Here is a 22,143-nt window from a genome sequence, read left to right as displayed (position 1 = left end):
TATATATCTTGTTTGCTTTATCCTCTGTATTGTCCCAAGCACAGTCAAATGAAACAGTAAAGGACAGTATTGAGCGCTCTTTTGTTGATGTATATGAATACAAAAAGAAAGCTAAAAAACATTTAGCATACGAGAAGTTAACCACTATTATAGATCTTTCTGATAGTATTAATGATAAAAAAAGTAGAGCCAAAGCTTACATGCTTCGTGCCGAACTAGAGATTGAAGAGAACTACAAAGACTTTAATCCAAAGGATATTAAAGATATTTTACTCAGAGCTGCAGAAATTCAAGAAGAGATTAAAGACTCTCTCGGACTCGGTTACAATTACATATTGCAAGCGTTGACAGCTACTCGAAATACTTCGTATAGTATTGCTGATGGACACTTTAATAAAGCTGAGGTAATTTTTAGTAAATTTCAATCGAAAGATGATATTAATAAATTAAAATATTATAGAGGTTTATTCTTTTTAAGTCAAGGAATTAATGGACGCGCTATTGAACGTTTTGAAAATTCATTACCGATTAATGACATCTATCAACCAAATTATTTACGCGCCAAAGTTCATTTAAATCTAGCGAAAGCTTACAAAAACATCAAGGAATATAAAGATGCAAAACTCAATGCAGAAGCTGCTTTGCGTATTGCTACTTCCTATAATTTCCCTATTATAAAATTACAAAGTACACTTATCATTTCTGATACGTATCATGGAATGGGCGACATGGAAAATGCTTATATTTTTCAATCCAAGTATCTAAAAATCAACGATTCAATCTATAATAATGCACGTCTACAACAAGAAGTTACGGCGGATGCTTATTTTGACAATGAGTTTAAAACACGTTATATTGAAGAGTTAAAGCGTGAAAACACAGAAGAATCACAAAAAGGAAAACGAAATAAATTAACTTCCATACTCAGTTCGGCATTACTAATTATTATTTCATTATTAACGATTTCATTGTATCGAAATAATCAAATTAAGGTAAAAACAAACAACTTATTATTAAAGAAAAACTCTGAATTGCAATTGGCAAAAGACAATGCTGAAAAAGCTATGAAAGCTAAAGCGCAATTCTTATCAACCGTAACACACGAATTGCGGACGCCTCTGTATGCTGTAACTGGTTTGACACATTTATTGTTGGAAGAAAACCCAAGTGAGAGTCAAAAAGAACATTTAAAATCTTTGAAATTTTCAGGTGATTATCTATTGACCTTTATCAATGATATACTTCAAGTTAATAAGATTGAAGCGAGAAAGTTAGCTGTTGAAAAAGCTCCTTTACAACTAAAAAAAGTATTGAATGACGTTATGAATTCCCTTACGCAGACGTCAAAAGAAAATAATAACAAAATCATTCTGAATATTGACAAAGGTATTCCTGAAAAGTTGATTGGTGACTATTTAAAGATGTCACAGGTTTTCATCAACTTGATTAGTAATGCCTTGAAATTTACGAAAGATGGTTTGGTTGAAATCATTGCTTCTATTAAAGAGGAAAGTGATACACAACAAACTATTCAGTTTGAAATAAAAGATAATGGAATTGGTATTTCTGATGAAATGCAAGAAAATATTTTTGATAGTTTTTCACAAGGTTCAGTTCAAATAAACCGTAAATATGGCGGAACTGGTTTGGGATTAACTATTGTAAAGAGTCTCTTAGAATTGCTTGAAAGCGATATTCAACTAGAAAGTAAACTTGGCCAAGGTTCTACGTTTCGTTTTACACTAACATTTGATAAAATTCCTGTGGAAACGATTGAAGCAGAAGCTATCAACGAAGAAAAAACAGATCTTAAGAGTCGTAAATTTAAAGTATTATTGGTAGAAGATAATAAAATCAACCAAGTAATTACTAAGAAAATTATTGCCAAACAAAATATGACATGCGATATTGCCGATGATGGTTATCAAGCTATTGATTACGCGCGAAGCAACCGTTATGACTTTATTTTAATGGATATTCACATGCCAGGAATTAGTGGAATTGAAGCAACTAAAGAAATTAGAAAGTTTGATGTTTCTACACCTATCATTGCGTTAACGGCAATTTCATTGGACGATAACAAAGATGACTTCTTAAAAGATGGTTTTAACGAAGTAATTTCAAAACCATTTGATCCTGAAATTTTCTACCAAAAGATTTCTCATATTTTATCGTAAACAAAGTTAAAGAAGTTCAAAAACCATTCATTAACAAATATTTAGCATTCCAAAAAATTGAAATTTCAACTTTTGGCACACGGTTTGTTATTTATTAATTGAAAGCAAATAAAAGCATCACGCTTTGTTTTCATTTCACATAAATTTTGGATTGGTTAGTTAAAGAACAAGGCGAGTTGGTTACTCGCCTTTCTTGTTTTATATAAGAATTTGGAACTATAGCTTTAAACATACTATTCATAAGGGTTTTTAGTTTTTTACAAATCTTTTTTTATGTGTATATTAGACAAATTTGCATAAATCGTAAATAAAAAAATATCATATAATTTTACCATAATTAATGACGCAAAAAATGAAATTGATATTAATAATAGAACTCAACTCATTAAAACTTACACACATTCAAAATGTCACACTTCTAATATGAAAAGGAAATTGGCTACGTATTACTCAAACAGGTATTAAAAATTCTTTAGATGATTTTGACTTGGAATAAGAAAATTGTAGTTTTAAAATAACTAAATCTTTAATCGATAAAAAAGTTTGGTTATAGTAGAAATAACAGAAATTCCTGTTATACATACGTTATGCAAAATTGAAAAATCTGTGAAAAAATTCAACTTCGACCAAATATCTTATACAAGTATTCCTATCACAATGCATTTTTCGGAAACTAAACAAAAATTAGCCTCAGGAACTGCATTTATTTATGAATTTGAGGAAAAGTTTTATTTGATTACCAATTGGCACAATGTTACCGGCTTAAATCCAATAACAAAAGAGCATATAGGAAACCATAGGTATACCTGATGTATTAAATTTTAAACTTCAAATACAAAAAGAACCAATCATAGAATGGGAAACTTTCACAATGAATCTTTATGATAATGATAAAGCGGATTGGTTTGTACATCCTGTCCATAAGGAACTTGTCGATGTAGTTGTATTTGAAATGGAAACTCCTGATAATTTTAATGGAATTTTAAGACCAATTAATAAAATTCAGTTCGATGATTTCAACCTAAGAATCGCTGACGAGGTTTTTATTCTAGGGTTTCCATACTCCATAACAGGTGGTGGATCATTACCAATATGGAAAAGAGGAAGTGTGGCAACCGAGCCTGATATTGATTACGAAGATTTACCAAAGGTTTTTATTGATACTGCCAGCAAATCAGGAATGTCTGGCTCACCAGTAATTTTTAGAAGATTTGGAATTCACGGAGTAGAAGATGAAACTTTAAGAGTTAATTCAAGAATTGGCGAAATAAGAGGATTTGTCGGGATCTATTCTGGAAGGATAACTGGAAAATCTGAATTTGATGCTCAGCTAGGTATTGTATGGAAAAAAGAAGTTATTGAAGAAATTAATCAAAGGGAAATTAAAAGACCAAGAAACTTTTGCATAACAGTTTGTATATTGCATATGCCGCCTTCGGTAGGCAAACGCAATATACAAGGAATGTTAGCAGTAATTAACAAAACAAGATAATGTTTAATTTATTTGGAAAAAGACAAAAGGATGAAGTCAGTCAAATCAAAGATGACTTGACAAGAATGTACTTTGAAGAATATAAAAAACAATACCCCAAATTACCATTTGATAGTTTATTAAAAATGGCGAATTACAAATCAGAATGGGAAAGAGATACAGAAAGATTAAAAGAAAAAGATGTTTTAAATACAATAAAAAAGCTTGATTTACCCAAGACAATAAGTGATTTATTTTGTAAAAATGAAGAATCTAAAAGAATAGGGCTCAACAATTATTTGAGATGTCCAACTGAATTTTTCCTGATGACAAAAAAGGAACAAGACGCTTATAATGTTGAAAACATAATTCCATTTCTGTCTGACATAAGTTTTTATAAAATCTATGCATACGATAAAAAAAAGAATGGATTTTTAACTTTTGATATTGAAATGCCAGAACCAAATATCAATGAAAGTTCTCAAAGATTTACTTGGGATGGATTATTTGTTTCAGATATCTTATTTTGGTGGGAATGTGAAATTGAAAATAATAAGATTATAGAATTTGGTAAAGCTTTACAATTAAATTGGACAAGAGAAATTATAGATAGTATTGAAAGTAAATTAGACAACAGTAAAACTGAAAATATTACTAAGTGGAAAAATTCTATTTATAAAAAATATCAAATGATGAAAGAATAAAACTACTGCCAACACGGTGTATAAAACATAGCTAAAAAGTGCTTAACCCAAAGGTTTGTGTATTTTTATAAAGTCCGCCAAATTTTAAGTTTGGCTTTGTGTTAGCTCGAAATGTTAGTGTATTTTTACACACTACGTTTCATACACAAACCATAGGCACAATTACGACTCATTTTCCGAAAAATATTTCTCATGGAAATACTTATAGCATAACTTTCCAACAAGAAGATAAGAGAAAATCACGAAAAGAGCCCCCAAATAGATGCTATTTTCTAATAAACCTTCCACTTTATACTTGTAGATAAACAAACTAAGAGATATAACTAAATTCAACAAGCCATAGAGAATGTTTTGTTTGTTCCCAAAACCTAATCCACTAAACATTCTACCTTTCCAAATACCTAAAACAAAATGTGGAATAGTATTCACCAATGTAAGTCCAATAATAAAATCAATAAGAGAGAAATCCATAAGTATAATATTTTATCGTACAAATGTACGATATCTTTTTAATTGTACAAGTGTACGAATGTTTTATCTTTGTGAAGTGGATACAAAAAAGAAAATATTAAATACTGCTAGAATTCTCTATAATAAAAAAGGATTGAACAATGTTACTGCAAGAATGATATGCGAAAACCTAAAAATTAGCTTAGGTAGTTACTCATATCACTACCCTGATAAAAAAGTAATCATAAAATCTCTATATATCGAATTACAACAGGAATTACAAAACATGTATTCAGTAGTTAAAAATGAAAAACCAAGTATAATTACATATCTTGATACTCATAAAGAACTTTTTAAAATACAATCAAAATATAGATTCTTTTATTTAAACTTATTTGAAATATTGTCAAATTATGAAACTATAAAAACTGATTTTATACAAAACACCTCTAATGAAAGAGTCTTAGCAGAACAGATATTAGAATATTATATAAAAAAAGGTATTCTGATTCGTAGCTTGAACAAAAAGAACATTGAAAGAATAATTAATGTTGGTCAAATACTAAATAATTTTTGGGCTATTGATGCAGAAATTTCATCTAATAAAAATATTGAGTTATCTTATTATATGGAAATTTGTTGTGGATTATTGGAACCATATCTTGAGTCAGAATCTTTAAAAAAATATCATGAGTATTTCAGTAGAATAGAAAAAACTGTGCCTAAAAAGGACTACAACTAATACGGATTTTGGTGCTTAACCCAAAGTTTAAAGCTTTTAACCAAGTCCGCCATTTTTTTTGATTGGGTTTTAAAAATGAGAAGTTAAAAACAAAATATAACGATTTAGTTCAGAGCAATCTTGAAAGTTTGTCGCTTTCTTCTGCCCTACTTTCCATACACTAAACGTTTTGTGTAAGTTAAAATCAGAACTCGAAAATGATCACAACTATTGAATTGAGGAACAAACCTGAACTGAAAATAATTCTGAATAACGATGAATTTGAAATCGTTGATGCTTCTGAACCGAAAAATAGCGGAATCTACTCATTCAGAAAGCTAAAAAATACGGAATTGAATGCAGAACGGACGAATTGGTTAATTTCGACTTTAAGTATAATTGTGGATTTACTCATAGGAAGTGGAGTTGGTGGAAAATTTAAGAAAAAAGCCAATTTAATTCTTGAAATGGAAAATCGGAATTTGAAGATATGGCTGATTGATGCGGATTTTGAAAAAGCGAAAAAAATAACTGAATTAATGAACAATAAAAAAACTACACATAACAATGTATAATCGCAATTACGGCGGATTCGACTTTGTCCGACTCCACTCGGAATTGCTAAAGTCTGTTTTTTATCAAAAATCAGTAACTTTAAACCCATAACTGACGGTTGTTTAATTTGAGAAAATGACAATAGAAGAACTAAAATTGAATATAAAATGGTGGGAATCTAAAAGATGGATTTACAATATTGTTGTTGGATTTTTTGGATTTTTTGCAATTTATGATGGCCTTTCAAGAGGAGAATATTCTTGGACTATAGAGGACACAATCGGAATTATAATTTGGGGAATTGGAGCAAATATTTTTTACTCATTAGGAACTCTATTAGAATTGTTTGATTGGTATTATTTGAAAAACAAAATCGGACTAAAAAGGTTTCGAATATTTTTTTTTATAATCGGACTCTTATTTAGCTGTTTTTGGACCCTATGGTGTGGTTGGCTCTATTTTGCAAAACCACATTTATGATAAATTAGAATAATGAAAGATCTATTAAATCAAATATCTGTAAAAGCAATAGAATTAGCCGATTTTGAGTTTACTCAAGAGCAGATTGAAAATAAATGGCTAGGTACAAAACCAACATTTTAAAATGAAATACAACTAACCGAAAAAAGACTTGGGATTAAATTTCCGAATAACTTTAAACAGTTTCTATTAATCTCAAACGGATTTTCTGCACCAAACGATATCGAACCGAATTTTGAGTCAATTAACAAAATTGACTTTCTGAAAAATATTGACAGTTTTATAATCGAAGCTTATTGTATTAACGAATTTGAAGATATTGGAAAACAACTCGAAAAAAGTATTTTAATTGCAGGAATAAATCAAGAACAATACTTTCTTCTTATTCCACCGAATTCAACAAATAAAAAGTGGAAATACTGGAGAAGAAGAACACCAAAGTTTAGAACGTTATTTTAAGGAAGTTTTGATTTTTTTAAACGAAACAATAGCATCGGAAAAAACTAACCACAATAATGGCTATAAGTAATTGCTTGTTCTCACTTACTTCTTAAAAATCTTCACAGATTTTCTATTTGGTTTGTTTTTGCTAATTTAGTTGCTAATACACTCTACGGAATTAGACACAAACACATTACCACACATTTAAAAAACAGCAACTTGAGATTAATAATTTACATATCGATTTTGACTTTTATATTTTTCGGTTGTTCTAATCCTAAACGAAATTTAATTGTTGTGGAAAATGACTCTGAAATTGATTTGACGAAATTGGATTCAGTACGTAAAAATCTTAACGGATTTTGGATTCCTGAAAATAATATTAAAGGAGAAAATATATTATGGCTAAACTTTCATAAAGTGAAGAATTTTGCAACTTGGGAAATAATACCATATACAGAAGATATCAAACGGACAGAAGAACTGCCAATAACTTCTTCTTCAACAATCGCTGGATTGATAAAACTTAACGGTAAAGTCCAGTTAGAATTTGTTGGTTTAGGAGATTCAGATACAACGGAAATCGAAGTCTTGACTAAAATGAAATTTAAAATAGACGGAATGACATATTTGAGACATAAAGGTTATGATTTTTTAAAAACTTGGAATATTCACGGATATGAATCTGAAAAGTAAAAACGTGCGATAACAATGTATGGACTCCCAACAAAAGAATGTATCCATTTCCAATGAACTAATTTTAAGCATATTAAATATTCACATACTATTTTCTTAGGTCTAAAAAATGAATCTAGCAATAGTTTGCAACAAAACGCAACAACTTTCAATTAATGAATTTCCCAAATAAAACAAACTAAAGTAAAAGGCAAAACAATCGGGATTCATTCTCTGAAATAGAAAAAAAATAACACTCTAGAAACTATAAGAAGAATAACTGTTTGACAGTTCACTTAGTGCCGTTTTCGCGTTTAAATTAGTATATTGCTTTTTGAACGATACGCACATAATAATCCGTTATAGTTTTTATATAAATCGTTGGTAAACAATTGAAAAAATACTTGTCCTCTTTTTATAAAATTAAAGAAGAAGTCCTAGAAGAATATATTTCTCATTGGTCGGAATATTCTGTTCCAAAAAAAACATTAATTACTGAATGCGGTAGAACTGAACGCTACCTTTATTTTGTAAAAGAAGGAATTCAAAAGTCATACTACTTAAATGAAGGAAAAATGCATGTTATGTTTTTTGCCTACGCGCCATCATTTAGTGGAGTCGTTGAATCTTTTCTTACACAAACTCCTTCCAAATACTATCTTGAAGCAATCACAAACAGTACATTTTTACGAATACCTTACACGAAACATTCTCAATTAATAAAAAAGCATAGAGAACTTGAAACCCTATTTAGAATCATCACAGAACAGTTTTTAATAGGTATTATCGAAAGACATCACCAATTAATGGCTTTCAACACAGATACTCGTTTTAAGAAATTCATAAAAAGAAGTCCGCATTTGATAAATATGATTCCGCAGAAAGATATTGCTTCATATTTACGAATTGACCCTACAAACTTTAGTAAATTAATCAATTCTGTAAAATTTTAAAAAATCTTGGTTTTTACCAAGAATAGAGTCTATAATCTGTTGCAATTTTGTCTCATCATAAATTTAAAATAGAATGGTGAAACTAATAAAACAAGCCGTTATTATTGGATTAGCCATATTCTCAATCCAAAGTAACGCGCAACAAATTAAAAGTAAGACTATGACAAATCAAGAAATCGTGACTACGTTTTTAAATGGATTCAATAACCCAGAACAAATTCAAAAATCTTTGGACTTGTTGGCCGATGATTATAGATTTAAGAATCCAATGCTTGAACTTAATTCTAAAAAAGAATTTATTGAGCTAGCCAAACAGATTGGCGCTGTAATTACTGGGATAGAGATTATTAATATTGCCGAAAACGGAAATTGGATAGCTGTTTTTTATATTTTTAAATCATCAGTCAAAGGTTTAGAGTCAAACTCAGGAACCGAATGGTTCAGAATTGAAGACGGACTTATAAAAGAATCGAATTTGATATATGATACTACTGAATGGAGAAAATTTTATGCTCAAATGAAAGAGTAAAACTAAAATTCAAATAGCGTTTTTAGAAGATAAAAAGAAGAATACAATTACTTGTAGACAAAGCTGATAGTATTGTGAACAGGGAAAATCTCAATCATTGTAATTAGCATATACTAATTTAATCTTACAGTCATTTTAGTTATGCCATAAAAAAAACCAGAGTCGTTAGTTTCTCTGGTTTTTTGAGGTTTTATGTTATGTAGAAATTTCTTCTCCTTTTAGAAAAAGAATATTTTATACTAATAATTATATATTGATTGCTTCATCTTTAGTTTCAAATACACTTGGGTTTTCTTCTACAAATGTTTCTAATACTTTAAAGAAATGCAATATATCTTGCGTTGTATTATTTGCGTTTACAGTAACCAATCTTACGAAAGTATCTTCTTTAAAAGAACCAAAACCTACCACCGTAACTTGATGTTCATACAATACAGTACATAAAGTTGTTGGATCGATGTTTTTGTAATTAAAACATATAGAAATTGAATCTTCAAAACTATATAAAGTATAGTCAGGATGATTTTTGACATAGTTACGGGCAACATTTGCTAATTCAAATTGCTGATTTACAATTTGTGTTAAACCACTTGTTCCAACAGATTTCCAAAGTGTCCAAAATTTTAATGCATCATTTCTTCTTCCACACTGGAATGAAGTTTTACCTAAGTTGAAATCATCTCCATCTGTTTGATACAAATAATCAGCGTCATTACTAAACGAATTGTGTAAATGCTTTTTATCGTTAACTAAAATAATAGAACATGTTAAAGGTGTGCCAAGCATTTTGTGCGCATTGTAACTGAATGAATTTGATCTTTCTACACCTTTTAATAAATGTTTGTAGGCTTCACTGAAAATTACACTTCCACAATAAGCACCATCAACATGTAACCACATGTCATATTTTTCAGTAATATCTGCAAGTTTGTCTATTGGGTCAAAAGCACCTAAAACAGTGGTTCCTGCCGTAGCATTTACATACGTTGGCACAAATCCATTTTTTATATCTTCAATCACTGTTGCTTCTAACTTTTCAGGAATCATTCTTCCTGTTTCATCAGCTTCAATATACCTAATATTATCTTTACCTATTCCTGTAAAGCTTGTGTTTTTAGCGTTTGAATAATGTGATTCTTTAGAAGTATATATTACCATCGGCTTTGTCATTCCTTTAGATCTACATGCTGGATCTTTTGCATCTCTTGCCATTACCAACGCCATATAATTACTCATAGAACCTCCAGTTGGAAATGTTCCATTACTCTGTGGTCCATAACCAATTAACTCACATGACTTTCTTATAATTTCTTGCTCAATACCAACTTGAGGACCTGCTACTTTATAAGTATACATACTATTATTTAGCATTACTGCTAATAAATCACCTAAAACGGCTTTGCTTTGTCTCCCTCCAAATAATTGGTTAAAAAATAAGTTTGTCGCTGTTTTTGGAGTAGATATGACAACATCTCGAAGTGCCGTTTTAAATTCATCATCTACCATTGGAGACTCATTTAACGAGAGGTCAAGTGAAGCATATAATTTGTTTGCTTCTATTCGGTCTGCAACTGGATTCTTCTTTTCTTCATTTAATAAAATTTCAATAAGTTCATTAAATAAAGTGATATCATTATTCATATCAGCCATTCAATTTGTTTTTTAGTTGTTGTTTATCTAGCAATCGTATCGTAGCTTAACTCTTTATTGATGATTTTGTTCGATTTTTCATCAAAAACATTACAATTACTTATAGGTTTTGCATATAGATGAAGAGACATACTTCTTTTTTCTGAAAGATTTTCTAAGCAATGATATCCCATGAAATCTATCATGTACGAAATGTCATTTACTTTTGAAATTGTTGAAGTAACACTAGCAAGTGTGCCAGTTTCATCTTTTTGGTATATAGTTTCTCTAAATTCGCCTTCAATAATTTTCACCCAACATTCTTCGCCTCCATGATCATGAATAGGTGTTTTTTGTCCTTTTTCCCAACATAATAAGATCAATTCAAACTTCTCATTTTCAGCAATACAGTTACGCGTATAACAAGTATTAGACCATGAGCAATAGTTCTTGAAAGCTTCACTTGGTAAATTTATGGAACGGATTATGTGATTGTATGTCGTCCTCTCTTCTTCACAAAGAGCGGTGATTAAATCATCTATTGATTGAAGTGTTGTTGAGTTTTGTTCTTTAGAATTCAAATTGTTATCATTTTTGTTGATATTATTCACAAATCCAAGGTCACTCCTCAAATTCAATTCACTATTTCAGTAGCGCATGAAATAACTTCCGTTTTGCAAAAGTAGTGATTTTTATATTTTTTGACCGATTTTTAACTAATATTCAGTAATTATGGGTAAAAATCACAAAGTTCATCTTGCTTTTAATACATTTATAAACCTCAACATTTTTCAGTAAAATATTTCCAATAACGAAATTAAAAAAGCCAGAAATGTTGATTTTTCTGACTTTAGCGAATTATTCTTAGAAACTATGAATCAATTTATGATTGCTCAATGATTATTTTCGTATGATTTTATTTGTATAATTTCCTTTGTCTGTTTGAAGTATTAGAAAATAAATTCCTGATGGTTGTTTTGATAGATCTGCTTGATAATTGAATGTATCTGTATTTTTTTGTCCTTTAGTAATCGTTTTTATCAATTTTCCATGCATATCTAAAAGCAATACTGAACTATTATTTGTTTCTGCACTATTATAACTTAGATTTACAATGGATGTTGTTGGATTAGGATATATGCTTACAACCAATTTAGATTTCGTATTTTTCACACTCAAAGTTGTTGTGTCAAATTCATATGCTCCCATATCTACTGTAGCATTGAATATTCTATTATTGAATAGTATATCGGTTGAGGCAACTCCTGTATTGTTTCCAGCATCAATACACAAAGAAGTATTTTGCAATTGTAAACCATCATCAGCAGTCATCCAAATTCCATCAATTCCTGCTCCTGTTGTAATATCTAAAAACAATGGATCTGTATCAATGTTTCCTGTACCTACACCAGAAATAACATGTGGAGCATTTTGCCCAGTAAGACTTATATCTGAATATGTAGCAATTACCTGTGCTCCAGTTCCTCGCACATAAAATTGTGGACTCGTTCCTGTTGCGGTATTATTCCAAACTATACAGTTTTGTAGTGTCACTGTACATGAACCTGATGATGTTCCGCCACTTGGATCTAAATTATCTGCAATGAACGCACCACCATAACCGTTTAACGCCATATTGTTTATAAATGCACAATTGATCAAAACTGGATGACAATTTCCGCCGTCTCCGCCCCAAGCATACATAGCACCTACATTAGTAGCTGAAGTATTTTCATAAAAAATAGTATTAATTACTGTTGGACTTGCCGTGCCGCCAACACCATAACTATCCATTCCTCCTGCTTCAATTAAAGCATGATTTTGAGAAAATACACAATTGATATATGTTGGTAAAGTATTTCCGCCACCATAACCATTATTAAAAGCGCCAGCGCCCCATGAAGCTGTATTTTGTCTAAACAAACAATTTCTAACAATTGGATGACAATATCCGCCAGTATTATACCCATGATTATACATTCCGCCACCTAAACCATTGCCTGAACTCGTAGGAGAACGATTGTCATTTCCTCCTTCTATAATAAAACCATCTATAATTGCCGTATTATCTAACTCTTGATTGTAAACAACGTTATAGCTATTATCGGCAATTCCTACTCCGCCAATTTCGCCACTTAATACACTTGTAAGCCCATTTGTTAATACACGCTGTGATAGAAGTGTTTCTGTGCCTAAAAAACTACCATAAATTGTAACACCATTTCTCATACCAAATGAAATGGTCCTATTAGTGGTGGTTGTGGTATAATATGTACCTGAGGCAACCCAAACTTCGTCATTAACACTCGATGCATCAATGGCTGCTTGAAGCGAAGTGCCTGGTAATGCATTTGCCCAACTTGTACCATCTAAAGTTCCGGCTCCAGTTGGAGTTACATATCTGATTGCTCCGTACGCCTCTATTGTAAAGACAATAAGGAATACTGTTATAAGAATATTTTTTTTCATGAGTATTTTAGTTTCTGATTAATACGCATTACAAACTTATTATGTATAAGAGTTTTGAATATCCTGTATTATTGAAACTAAAAGAATTGGGACTTAAATGGGCGTTTTTCCTGAAAGGTTAAGGAAAACTAATATACTTTAAAGAAATGAAAATAAGCTGTCTAAAAATTTAAAAGATATCACTCTGAACTGAATTTTGAATCAAGTTGATAAAAGTTAGAATAGTGTTCTCCTCCTCTTTTTAAACAGCCTACATTTGATTTTTACACCATTTTATAAAATTACATAAATGGTATTATATATCTTAAATTTTTATGGTTCCATGTTTGTTGTAGTATTACAACCTATACTTCCACTTGGACATGGTCCTTCGTTTGTATTTAATGGCATTGGACAACCTGGTACTCCAGAACATAAACACTCAGACATATCTGAATGACAAAACCAACCTGTATTTGGCCACAAACCACCAGTGAGGTTTTTACTTCCTAATAAACTTACTTTTGATTTGTTAAAACTTAATGATTTAAGATTCTTTTTTTTCATAATTGTAAAGATTTTAAAATTAATTAATGAATCGAAGAACTATGAATTTGCTAAGCAAAACAAATGAAGAAAGCATAAATTATCTAATTTAAGCAATAAGAAAATCCACTACAAATTATTGATTATCAAATTTTTAATAAAAATAAAAAATATCAAAACATGCTTTCTATTTGTAACTATGGAAATGTATTAAGGATCGCTTGAATTTCTTTAGTTTTGAAAACTGAATCTAACTGTTGAATAGCATTCAAATGCTTTTCAGCACTTACTACATCTTTATTTTTAATTTGAATTAATGCCGTATACCAAAGTGATTCTAGTTGGTAATCGAAGGTTTTTGTATTCAATATCTGTAATTGCGTTAAAGCTTCATCAAGTTTATCTTGATTTAATAAAGACATCGCGTAATAAAATTGAATCGTAGGATTTGTATCCGTTTTTAAAATAGTATTGAAAGTTGTTTCTGCCGTTTTAAAATCTGCGCTTTCATAAGATTTAAACGCTTCAAACTCTAATGTATCTTGATAATCACCTCTTGTTACAGGAAGATAGGTATTGGGGCAAATTTCAAAATAAGAATCATATAAATTGCCATCTGACTTTAATACATTAATCATAAAAAATACACCCAAAATAAAAACAGCTACAATGGCTATTTTACTATAATTATTTTGAAAAAAACCTTTCCTTTTAGAACCAGTTTCTTCAGTATCTAATGCTTGTAAACGCTTCTTTATAGCTTTTTTATTAGATAATTGAAACGCAGCAGCCATTTCCTTGTGCGTTTCATACAAGTCTTGCATTTCAGCATCTGTTTCAAGTAAAGCTTCTACGTTAGCCTTTTCTTCTTCAGACAGGCGATTGGCTATATAATTTTGTATGAATTTTTCTTTATCCATTATTTAATTTTAAATAAAGATTTTAAACGTTTTAAACATCGCGACTTATGACTTCGAACAGTATTTCCATCTTTGTAATCTGTAAGTTGTACAATTTCTTCTACTGTTAAGTTTCGATAATAAAACAGTTCTAAAACTTTTCTACAACTTTCAGACATCTTATCCAAGTTTTTACTTAAAGTAATTGATTGTTCAGATGGTTCTAATTCTTCTATACGTGTTTCTGTATATGTATCTTCTTCTTTTGCTTCAACATTTAAAAATTTTTGTTCTTCTTTTAACTTTTTTAAAATTTTAAATTTCCCAATACCAAATAAATAGGTTTTGATAGAGCTTGAAGTAATTACTAATTGTGATGAAACAAAGTTATGATGCATTGCGATGATTGCATCTTGATAAATATCTGTTGCATTGTACGTATCCAAACCATACTTTTTGGCATAGTTTAGAAACTCATTCTTGTATTTCACATATATAGTCTCAAGCGCCTTCTTATCATCAGATCTTAATAAATCTTGTAATTCAGCATCTGTGCTATTTCTATTCATTAGTTATGCAAAAGATTAAAATATTAACAATAGAATGATTTTTTTTATGTAGCTGTTAATATTAAGCTTGCTAAATATACAAAAGGATAAACAAACGTATTTATCATGAAACATAAATTAAGTATTCTACTCCTTATTCTTTGTGTATTTTCATTTCAAAATGCTGATGCTCAGATTTTTAAAAAAATGAAAGAAAGAGCAAAACAAAAAGCAAAAGAACTTGAAAATAAGGCCTTAAAAAAAATAGAAGATAAAGCAGAAAAAACAATCGATGGTGCTATAGAAGGTAGAAACAATCTGAATGCAGGAAAACCAGCTACCAAAAATGAAAAAGATTTTGGAGATGTAATTATCAAACATTCTAAAAAGTTTGGTAGTGTTGAAATTACGGAAGCTACCAAGATTAAAGTTGCAAAAACAAATGATGGCTATCGCATTTCTGGAAATTGGTGGTCGCATGAAGCGGATATTTATGATGGCTTTACAATTCATATCAAAACCGACAAAAATTTAAAACACGATACCAAAGAAGCTAAAATTAAGGGAAGGCAGGTTTTTAAAATTCCTGAAGAAGCTAGCTTAAGTCTTGGATATGATCCACAGCTACCTTACAACAAAAAATCTGAAGATAACTTTAAACGTGCTGTTACTGATGATTATCAAAACTACGATGTTGCCAAAGGTGAAATTACTCTAGATGTACTTACAGATGAAGCAATTCAGATTAGTTTTTCTGGTGTTGCTACTTTAAGAGAAGTAATTAGAAAAGCAAACATTGATGACTATTCGGAAACCTTTTTTGAATCTTCTATTACAGGTGGAATTGATTCGAAAACACCCGAATTTATAAATGAACAAAGTGTAGTTAAAAAGGAAAACAATTCGAAAAAAGAGACTTCTTGGGGCGATAAAAATTCAAAAAAAACCACAGACAATGCAGTTCCTGGCACTTATAAATTCACATTTGAAACAGTAACCAAAATTACAGTTCCAGAACAAAATAGATCCTATAACATATCGTATCTACTAAACCCTAATGCAAAATATATTGCTATCAAAGCGGATATGAGTGAATATTCCGATGAAGGTATGGCTGGAGAATCCATCATTGTTATGGACAAAGGAAATACACACATTTTTGTAGAAACATCCGGAATAAAAATGCGCATGTCTAACGGAATGATGGGACAACAAAACATGAACAATCCTACCGATCAAATGATGAAGTACGATTATACAAAATTGTCCAAAACAGGAAATACCAAAACTATTTTAGGTGCTAAGTGTTATGAATATTCAATGTCTGATAACTCTGTAAAAATCAATTTTTGGGTAGCGCCAGAAGTGAAATTATCAAACTGGTTTATTCAAAACAATGAAGTGCTACAAGGATACATTATGGAATATACGGTTCAGTCAAATGAAGGTACAATGAAAAGTGAAACGATTGCCATCAAAGATAATATTAGTAAAACTATCAACCCGAAGGAATATAAAAAGATGTTTTAAATCTATCACAAACTATGAAATTACAATTATCTATAATACTCACATTATTATTTTCTTTTACACTGAATGCACAAAATTTGGTCGTGAATGGAAGCGCTGAAGTTTCACCATTTACAAGTAATGGTTGGACGCAAGTTTCAGGAAATTGGGCTGCCTCAAATGCAAATTCACAATTTTCTCCAGTAGAAGGTACAAAGATGTTTTATGCAGGAAGTAATGCGCTAGCAGAATTAAGTCAAGATGTAGATGTTTCTTCCAATAGTGTATTGATTGACACAGGTCTTTATTATTACACATTTAGTGGATATATACAATCATTTTTACAAACTCCAGCAGATAGCGGTAAAGCCATTGCAGAATATCGTGACGAAAATGGAAACATTTTGGAAGTATTTGATACTGGGTTTATAACAAGTACAAGCGAATGGTATAGGTTTGAAGATACAAGAGTTGCTCCTATTGGAACAAGAACTATTCGTATTCGAATAATATCGCTACGAAATAATGGAGCTAGTAACGACGCTGTTTTTGACGATATTCAATTGGCAGAAAGTGTTAATGTCGAAATTCCCGATATGAATTTTGAACAAGCATTGGTAGATCAAAATATTGATTCTGACGGAATAGTCAATGGTTTTATATTACGGTCTGATGTCATCAACATAAGTTATTTAGATGTAAACAGCAGTAATATTTCAGACCTTACAGGTATTGAAGCATTTACATCACTAGAGACACTGTTTGTTTACAATAATAATTTAACGACAGTTGATGTCAGTCAGAATATTGCCTTAACAGGATTATTAATTGCAATAAATCAGTTAACAAATATTGATCTCTCAAACAATGTGAATTTGATATCTATAAGCTTAAATCAAAACTCAATAACGAGCTTAGATCTTTCATCAAATGTAAACTTAACACAAGTATATGTAGAGGATAATAACCTTACAGCTCTTGATGTAAGCACATTGCCCGCTCTTGAAGAATTAACGATTCCAAATAATATGGTGGGACAGCTAGACTTGTCACAAAATCCATTATTAACAAATGTTATTCTTAATAACAATGCTTTAACTCGGTTAGATATGAGAAATGGTGGCAATTCAAATATCAACACTTCAAACTTTATAGTTACTTCAAATCCTAATTTAATCTGTATTGATGTTGACGATGTAAATTACAGCAATACTACGTGGACTCAAAAAGATGTACAAACTAATTTTAGTCTCGATTGTACTCCAGAAAATGATGATTGTACAAACGCAACATCTATAACATTAGCGCAAGATACTATTGGTACAACTCAAGGAGCTACAGCGAGCACAAATACACCAAGCTGTCAACAAAATGGAATTGTCATATTTGATGTTTGGTATGAATTTATAGTACCTGCATCTGGAAGTGTTACCATGACAATAAATGCGGGAACAATTACTTCAAAAATAGCGCTTTATGAATCGTGTACAGATGCCAATCCGTTGCTTTGCGCAGAAGGTGAATTATTGGGTGAAAATCTAATGCCAAACACAACATATTATATACAAGTTTGGCTGGAAGTTGATACCATGAACAGAACAGATTTACCTGAAAACGTAAATGGAGGTTTTGTTTTAAATGTGCAAGATACGTCAACGCTTTCGGTTACGGACTTTCAAAATAATGAAAACCAAATACTTTTATATCCAAATCCTGCAAATAATAATTTTACAATAAGTGCTAAAACTCCATTAGAAGAAATTTCAATTTATGACATGTCTGGAAAACAAATTTTAAGTCGTAAAAACGGTACTACACATGCTCAAACAATTCAGCTCAACACTTTAGCTAGCGGAATGTATGCTGTCCGAATAAAAACAGATAACACAACTCAAATAAAAAAATTAATCATCAACTAATATAACAATGAAAACAATAAAACTGATTGCTTTAATATTATCTATATCTTTTTCACTCACTGGATGTTTTGGAGACAAAAACATCGCTGTGGGAACAGAATTAGGAGATACAAACTTTGTAAATACAAATTTTATAAAAAACAAAATAGAATTCTCTGCACTTCCTAAAAATTTATGTACTTACATCAATAATGACAAAGTAAAAGAACTCTATCCTGATGCTTCAAAAATATTGACTGATGATGGAAAAACATTCATGTCTAAAAGCTGTCGATTTCTTGTATACATAGGTGATGGAGATTTCAATTATCTCACAGGAACTATTTTTGCCTCTGAAGATCAACTCGCAGAAGGTGAAAAATGGGAAGAAACTTGGGAACTCAAAAAAAAGATGTCAAAATCTTCAGAATATGTATCTAATTTGGGAAAAGCTGCTATTTGGAAGGCTAAAAAAAGAGAGCTTTCTATAAAAATGGATGGTTATTCTGTTGTTATAACGGCTCCAGGATCTGTATTTAAAGAAGAAGAAGTTGCCAAAAACCGCGATTATAAAAAAATAGCTATTGCGATAGCAGAAAGCACAAATCTTTTCTAAAAAAATACAAACAAAAAATTGTACTTTTAAGGAAACCACAATACAACCTATTTAAACAAATTGAACAAATCCAAACCACAAATAGTCAACATAGTACGCATAACTTTTATCCTATGCGTACTATGTATATACACTAGCGTAGCTGCAAAAAGTAATCACTATCAAAAACAAGATTCGCTTACAAACCCTAGCGTTCATTTAATGTGGAAAACAGCCAGCGCACTAAACAATACGGAACAGTACACTAAACTGTTGGAATATTTAGATACACATATCAACAATGTAAATCCAAAAACAGCAAAAGACAGTTTAGATATCGCAGATTTATATTACTATGAATTTCAAGGATATTTTTACACCGGAAACTATTCAGAAAGTATAAAAAGTGTTGAAAAAGGACTTCCATTCTGCAATAACATCACGAGCAAAAGAGGGAAAAATGTTAAAGGTGCTTTATATTACAAAAGAGCATATGGAGAATCGAACCTCAACTTTCCAAAACGTGCAGAAAATACCATGAAAACTGCCATCAAATACTTAACGGATGACTATAAACCAAACTTGGACTATTTAGTGGATGCGTATGTATTTCTATCAACAGAAGCTGCATATCATGGAAATTTGGCAGAAGCGAAACGAAACATTCGCTTTGCTGAAAAAATATATAGAAAACACAAAAAACATCTTGACAAAACCAAATCGCATCGGTATGAAGTTATCTTAGACTACCGAAAAATATACTTACTTTACAAACTAGCAGAAAAAAAAGAAGACAGTCTTGAACTCACCAAAGTGATAAAAAGCTTGGAAGCTTCACATGCGTCACCATCATTCCAAGAAAATGAAAGAATCTATTACAGTACCGCTTTAAATCATGTGGGCGATTGGTATATAAGCTACAAAGCCGATTCTTTAATTGATAAAAAACATTTAGAACACGGAACTTATTATATAGATAAGTCTATTGATTTAATTGAAAACAAAAACTATCCAGGCAATTCTATTGTATTTAAATACAACAAATGCAAAGCACTCACAAAAGGTAATAAATTAATTGAAGCAAATACCTTAATCCTAGATTTACTGAATTCGATGGCTGAAACAGACGGAAGAAAACCATTTTTCTTAGCTCAAAAAGCCTTGATCAAAGCTAAACTTAGTCAGAAAGATAGTGCATTACACATTTTTCATACGGTGATTGAAGAAATTCATTCAGATACCACAAAACTTGCAAAAGCTTATAACAACTTTAAACCAAGTAAAGTATATGGTCATACTCGGTTGATTAGACGAGTTGCTGAAAAACTGGAAACATTTTACAAAGATGATATTACTGTACAAAAAACGATTGCCAAACTGTATCATTTAGCGTTTATTCAGTTTGAAAATAGTTATGCTAAAACCAAATTCAATCCTGAACAAAATCAATTACTCCGTAAAATAATTTATGGTGTATTGGCAACAAAAGAAAAAGGCACCAATGTAAAAGGTTTGACTACAAATACATTACTAAGTTGCACGGAAACCATGATGAATCAAATGACTTGGCAACGATTTTATCAAAATAGATACACCAACAATCTTCCTGCATTAGATTCTTTAAAACACAGACACTTAACACTACGAACTATATTAACCGCTGCAAAAAAGCAACAAAACATTCACAAAGAAGATTCTATTCTCAACTTAATCAATCTTCATATAGACTTTACCAATACAATGTTTCCAAACTTAGAATTACTAAGCAGTAAAGAATTCAAATTAAGCGAATTACAAAACAACTTAGCAACCGACGAACTTGTTGTAAAATATATATTATTTGAAAAAGAGTTGGCAATTTTTTCCATTACTGCAAACAATCTAACTTGGAAACTGCAACCTTGGACGACTAAAGAAATTGACTTGGTAAACAATTATGTCACAGCCATAAAAAATAGAAAATACAATTCGGATGATGCTGTATCACTTGCCAACTACATCCTACCTACAATTGATAAAAACATCAAAAAAATTATTTTCAATCCTGACGGAGAATTATATAAAATTCCATTTGAAACATTACAAGCAACTCATGAATTTCTAGCAATACCTTATGAAATTCGATATACGTCAAATCTAAAATTCATACACTTAGACACAGAAACTACAAAAGAAACAACGTTGGCAATATATGCGCCTACCTATGAAGGCAATACAACAGCTTTCGCAACCAGAAGTGCTATTTCCAACTTAGAAGGAGCCAAGGCAGAAGCTAAAATTATTGGCAAACTGTTTCCTTCTAAAATATATATGGGCAAAAATGTTTCTAAACAACAATTCATAGAAACGGCGCATACTGCTAAAATTTTGCATTTGGCAATGCATGCCGAAATTAATAACAAAGAAGCTGGATTGAGTCGACTCTTATTCAATAAAAACAATACGGATGAAGACGATTTATATCTAGAAGAATTATACGCATTAAATCTACGTGCAGATTTGGCTGTTTTAAGTGCCTGTAATACAGGTTTAGGAAAAGAAAATGCAGGGAGAAGTATGGAATCTTTTCAGCGTGCATTCACGTTTGCTGGTGTTCCTGCTACAGTAGCAAGTCTTTGGGAAGTCCCGGATCAATCTACAAGTGAAATCATGGAAAGCTTCTATCAATACCTAAAAAAAGGTGTTTCAAAATCAAAAGCATTACAAAATGCCAAACTGGATTATATCGTAACACACCAAGGAACGAAACTTTCACAACCGTATTATTGGGCAGGTTTTATACTTTATGGAGATCAAACGGCAGTCACGCAAAGTATTTCAACTATCGTATGGATTCTTTTAATTAGCAGTGTATTGTTGGTTTTCATAGTACTCTTTTCTAAGAAAAAACGAAAATCAAGGAAGTAATAAATTGC

Annotated in this window: 21 protein-coding genes; 14 read left to right on the top strand and 7 right to left on the bottom strand. The window is 30.8% G+C overall.

All coding sequences use genetic code 11. The features are described from left to right. Positions 1-8: 8 nt before the first annotated feature. The 3 genes from Q0828_RS19360 (at position 9) to Q0828_RS19350 (ending at position 4,352) form a co-directional block, all read left to right on the top strand. The gene (locus Q0828_RS19360) at positions 9-2,177 is read left to right on the top strand and encodes an ATP-binding protein (protein ID WP_298425219.1); all 2,169 of its coding nucleotides are present in this window, start codon (positions 9-11) and stop codon (positions 2,175-2,177) included. 871 nt (positions 2,178-3,048) lie between these two features. Continuing rightward, the gene (locus tag Q0828_RS19355) at positions 3,049-3,669 is read left to right on the top strand and encodes a hypothetical protein (protein WP_298425217.1); all 621 of its coding nucleotides are present in this window, start codon (positions 3,049-3,051) and stop codon (positions 3,667-3,669) included. Then, on the top strand, positions 3,669-4,352 hold the full coding sequence (locus Q0828_RS19350) for a hypothetical protein (RefSeq protein WP_298425214.1): 684 nt from the start codon (positions 3,669-3,671) through the stop codon (positions 4,350-4,352). The genes Q0828_RS19355 and Q0828_RS19350 overlap by 1 nt, the downstream gene beginning before the upstream one ends. Positions 4,353-4,514: 162 nt before the next feature. On the opposite strand, the gene Q0828_RS19345 is transcribed toward Q0828_RS19350, so the two are convergent. Then, entirely contained in the window at positions 4,515-4,823 is a 309-nt protein-coding gene (locus Q0828_RS19345; RefSeq protein WP_298425211.1) for a hypothetical protein, read from the bottom strand. A 76-nt stretch (positions 4,824-4,899) separates the two neighbouring features. Between Q0828_RS19345 and Q0828_RS19340 the strand changes: the two genes are divergently transcribed. The 7 genes from Q0828_RS19340 (at position 4,900) to Q0828_RS19310 (ending at position 9,156) form a co-directional block, all read left to right on the top strand. Next, a complete protein-coding gene (locus Q0828_RS19340) occupies positions 4,900-5,544 on the top strand; it encodes a TetR/AcrR family transcriptional regulator (RefSeq protein WP_298425210.1) in 645 nt (214 codons plus the stop codon). Between the two features lie 197 nt (positions 5,545-5,741). Beyond that, positions 5,742-6,098, top strand: a complete 357-nt coding sequence (locus Q0828_RS19335) for a hypothetical protein (protein ID WP_298425208.1) — start codon at positions 5,742-5,744, stop codon at positions 6,096-6,098. Positions 6,099-6,213: 115 nt separating this feature from the next. Next, a complete protein-coding gene (locus Q0828_RS19330) occupies positions 6,214-6,558 on the top strand; it encodes a hypothetical protein (protein ID WP_298425205.1) in 345 nt (114 codons plus the stop codon). Positions 6,559-6,687: 129 nt separating this feature from the next. Next, complete coding sequence (locus tag Q0828_RS19325) at positions 6,688-7,017, top strand: SMI1/KNR4 family protein (RefSeq protein WP_366523618.1); 330 nt, start codon at positions 6,688-6,690, stop codon at positions 7,015-7,017. A 201-nt stretch (positions 7,018-7,218) separates the two neighbouring features. Beyond that, positions 7,219-7,695, top strand: coding sequence for a hypothetical protein (locus Q0828_RS19320; RefSeq protein ID WP_298425202.1), 477 nt, complete (start codon positions 7,219-7,221; stop codon positions 7,693-7,695). A 371-nt stretch (positions 7,696-8,066) separates the two neighbouring features. Beyond that, a complete protein-coding gene (locus tag Q0828_RS19315; protein WP_298425199.1) occupies positions 8,067-8,627 on the top strand; it encodes a cyclic nucleotide-binding domain-containing protein in 561 nt (186 codons plus the stop codon). A 73-nt stretch (positions 8,628-8,700) separates the two neighbouring features. After that, a complete protein-coding gene (locus Q0828_RS19310) occupies positions 8,701-9,156 on the top strand; it encodes a nuclear transport factor 2 family protein (protein ID WP_298425196.1) in 456 nt (151 codons plus the stop codon). A gap of 246 nt (positions 9,157-9,402) precedes the next feature. Here Q0828_RS19310 and Q0828_RS19305 read toward each other — a convergent pair whose 3' ends face one another. From Q0828_RS19305 to Q0828_RS19280, 6 genes are all read right to left on the bottom strand, one after another. Next, the gene (locus Q0828_RS19305; RefSeq protein WP_298425193.1) at positions 9,403-10,806 is read right to left on the bottom strand and encodes a pyridoxal-dependent decarboxylase; all 1,404 of its coding nucleotides are present in this window, start codon (positions 10,804-10,806) and stop codon (positions 9,403-9,405) included. Between the two features lie 23 nt (positions 10,807-10,829). Further along, positions 10,830-11,366, bottom strand: a complete 537-nt coding sequence (locus Q0828_RS19300) for a cysteine dioxygenase family protein (protein WP_366523615.1) — start codon at positions 11,364-11,366, stop codon at positions 10,830-10,832. A 319-nt stretch (positions 11,367-11,685) separates the two neighbouring features. Further along, entirely contained in the window at positions 11,686-13,254 is a 1,569-nt protein-coding gene (locus tag Q0828_RS19295; protein WP_298425185.1) for a T9SS type A sorting domain-containing protein, read from the bottom strand. Positions 13,255-13,566: 312 nt separating this feature from the next. After that, positions 13,567-13,800 carry a hypothetical protein gene (locus Q0828_RS19290; RefSeq protein WP_298425183.1) on the bottom strand — a complete coding sequence of 78 codons (234 nt, stop codon included), beginning with the start codon at positions 13,798-13,800 and terminating at the stop codon, positions 13,567-13,569. 176 nt (positions 13,801-13,976) lie between these two features. Further along, positions 13,977-14,699, bottom strand: coding sequence for a hypothetical protein (locus tag Q0828_RS19285; RefSeq protein WP_298425180.1), 723 nt, complete (start codon positions 14,697-14,699; stop codon positions 13,977-13,979). Beyond that, positions 14,699-15,247 (bottom strand): sigma-70 family RNA polymerase sigma factor, encoded by a 549-nt coding sequence (locus tag Q0828_RS19280; RefSeq protein WP_298425177.1) that lies wholly within the window; start codon positions 15,245-15,247, stop codon positions 14,699-14,701. Before Q0828_RS19280 ends, Q0828_RS19285 begins: the two co-directional genes overlap by 1 nt. A 105-nt stretch (positions 15,248-15,352) precedes the next feature. On the opposite strand from Q0828_RS19280, the gene Q0828_RS19275 reads away from it, so the two are divergent. From Q0828_RS19275 to Q0828_RS19260, 4 genes are all read left to right on the top strand, one after another. Continuing rightward, positions 15,353-16,756, top strand: a complete 1,404-nt coding sequence (locus Q0828_RS19275; protein WP_298425174.1) for a hypothetical protein — start codon at positions 15,353-15,355, stop codon at positions 16,754-16,756. A gap of 14 nt (positions 16,757-16,770) precedes the next feature. Further along, positions 16,771-18,654 (top strand): T9SS type A sorting domain-containing protein, encoded by a 1,884-nt coding sequence (locus tag Q0828_RS19270; protein ID WP_298425171.1) that lies wholly within the window; start codon positions 16,771-16,773, stop codon positions 18,652-18,654. Between the two features lie 7 nt (positions 18,655-18,661). Then, the gene (locus tag Q0828_RS19265; protein WP_298425168.1) at positions 18,662-19,249 is read left to right on the top strand and encodes a hypothetical protein; all 588 of its coding nucleotides are present in this window, start codon (positions 18,662-18,664) and stop codon (positions 19,247-19,249) included. A gap of 201 nt (positions 19,250-19,450) precedes the next feature. Continuing rightward, complete coding sequence (locus Q0828_RS19260; protein WP_298425165.1) at positions 19,451-22,135, top strand: CHAT domain-containing protein; 2,685 nt, start codon at positions 19,451-19,453, stop codon at positions 22,133-22,135. Positions 22,136-22,143 lie beyond the last annotated feature (8 nt).

The sequence above is a fragment of the uncultured Kordia sp. genome (genome assembly GCF_947496985.1).
Classification (GTDB): domain Bacteria; phylum Bacteroidota; class Bacteroidia; order Flavobacteriales; family Flavobacteriaceae; genus Kordia.
This window is presented reverse-complemented; position numbering and strand designations above follow the sequence as displayed.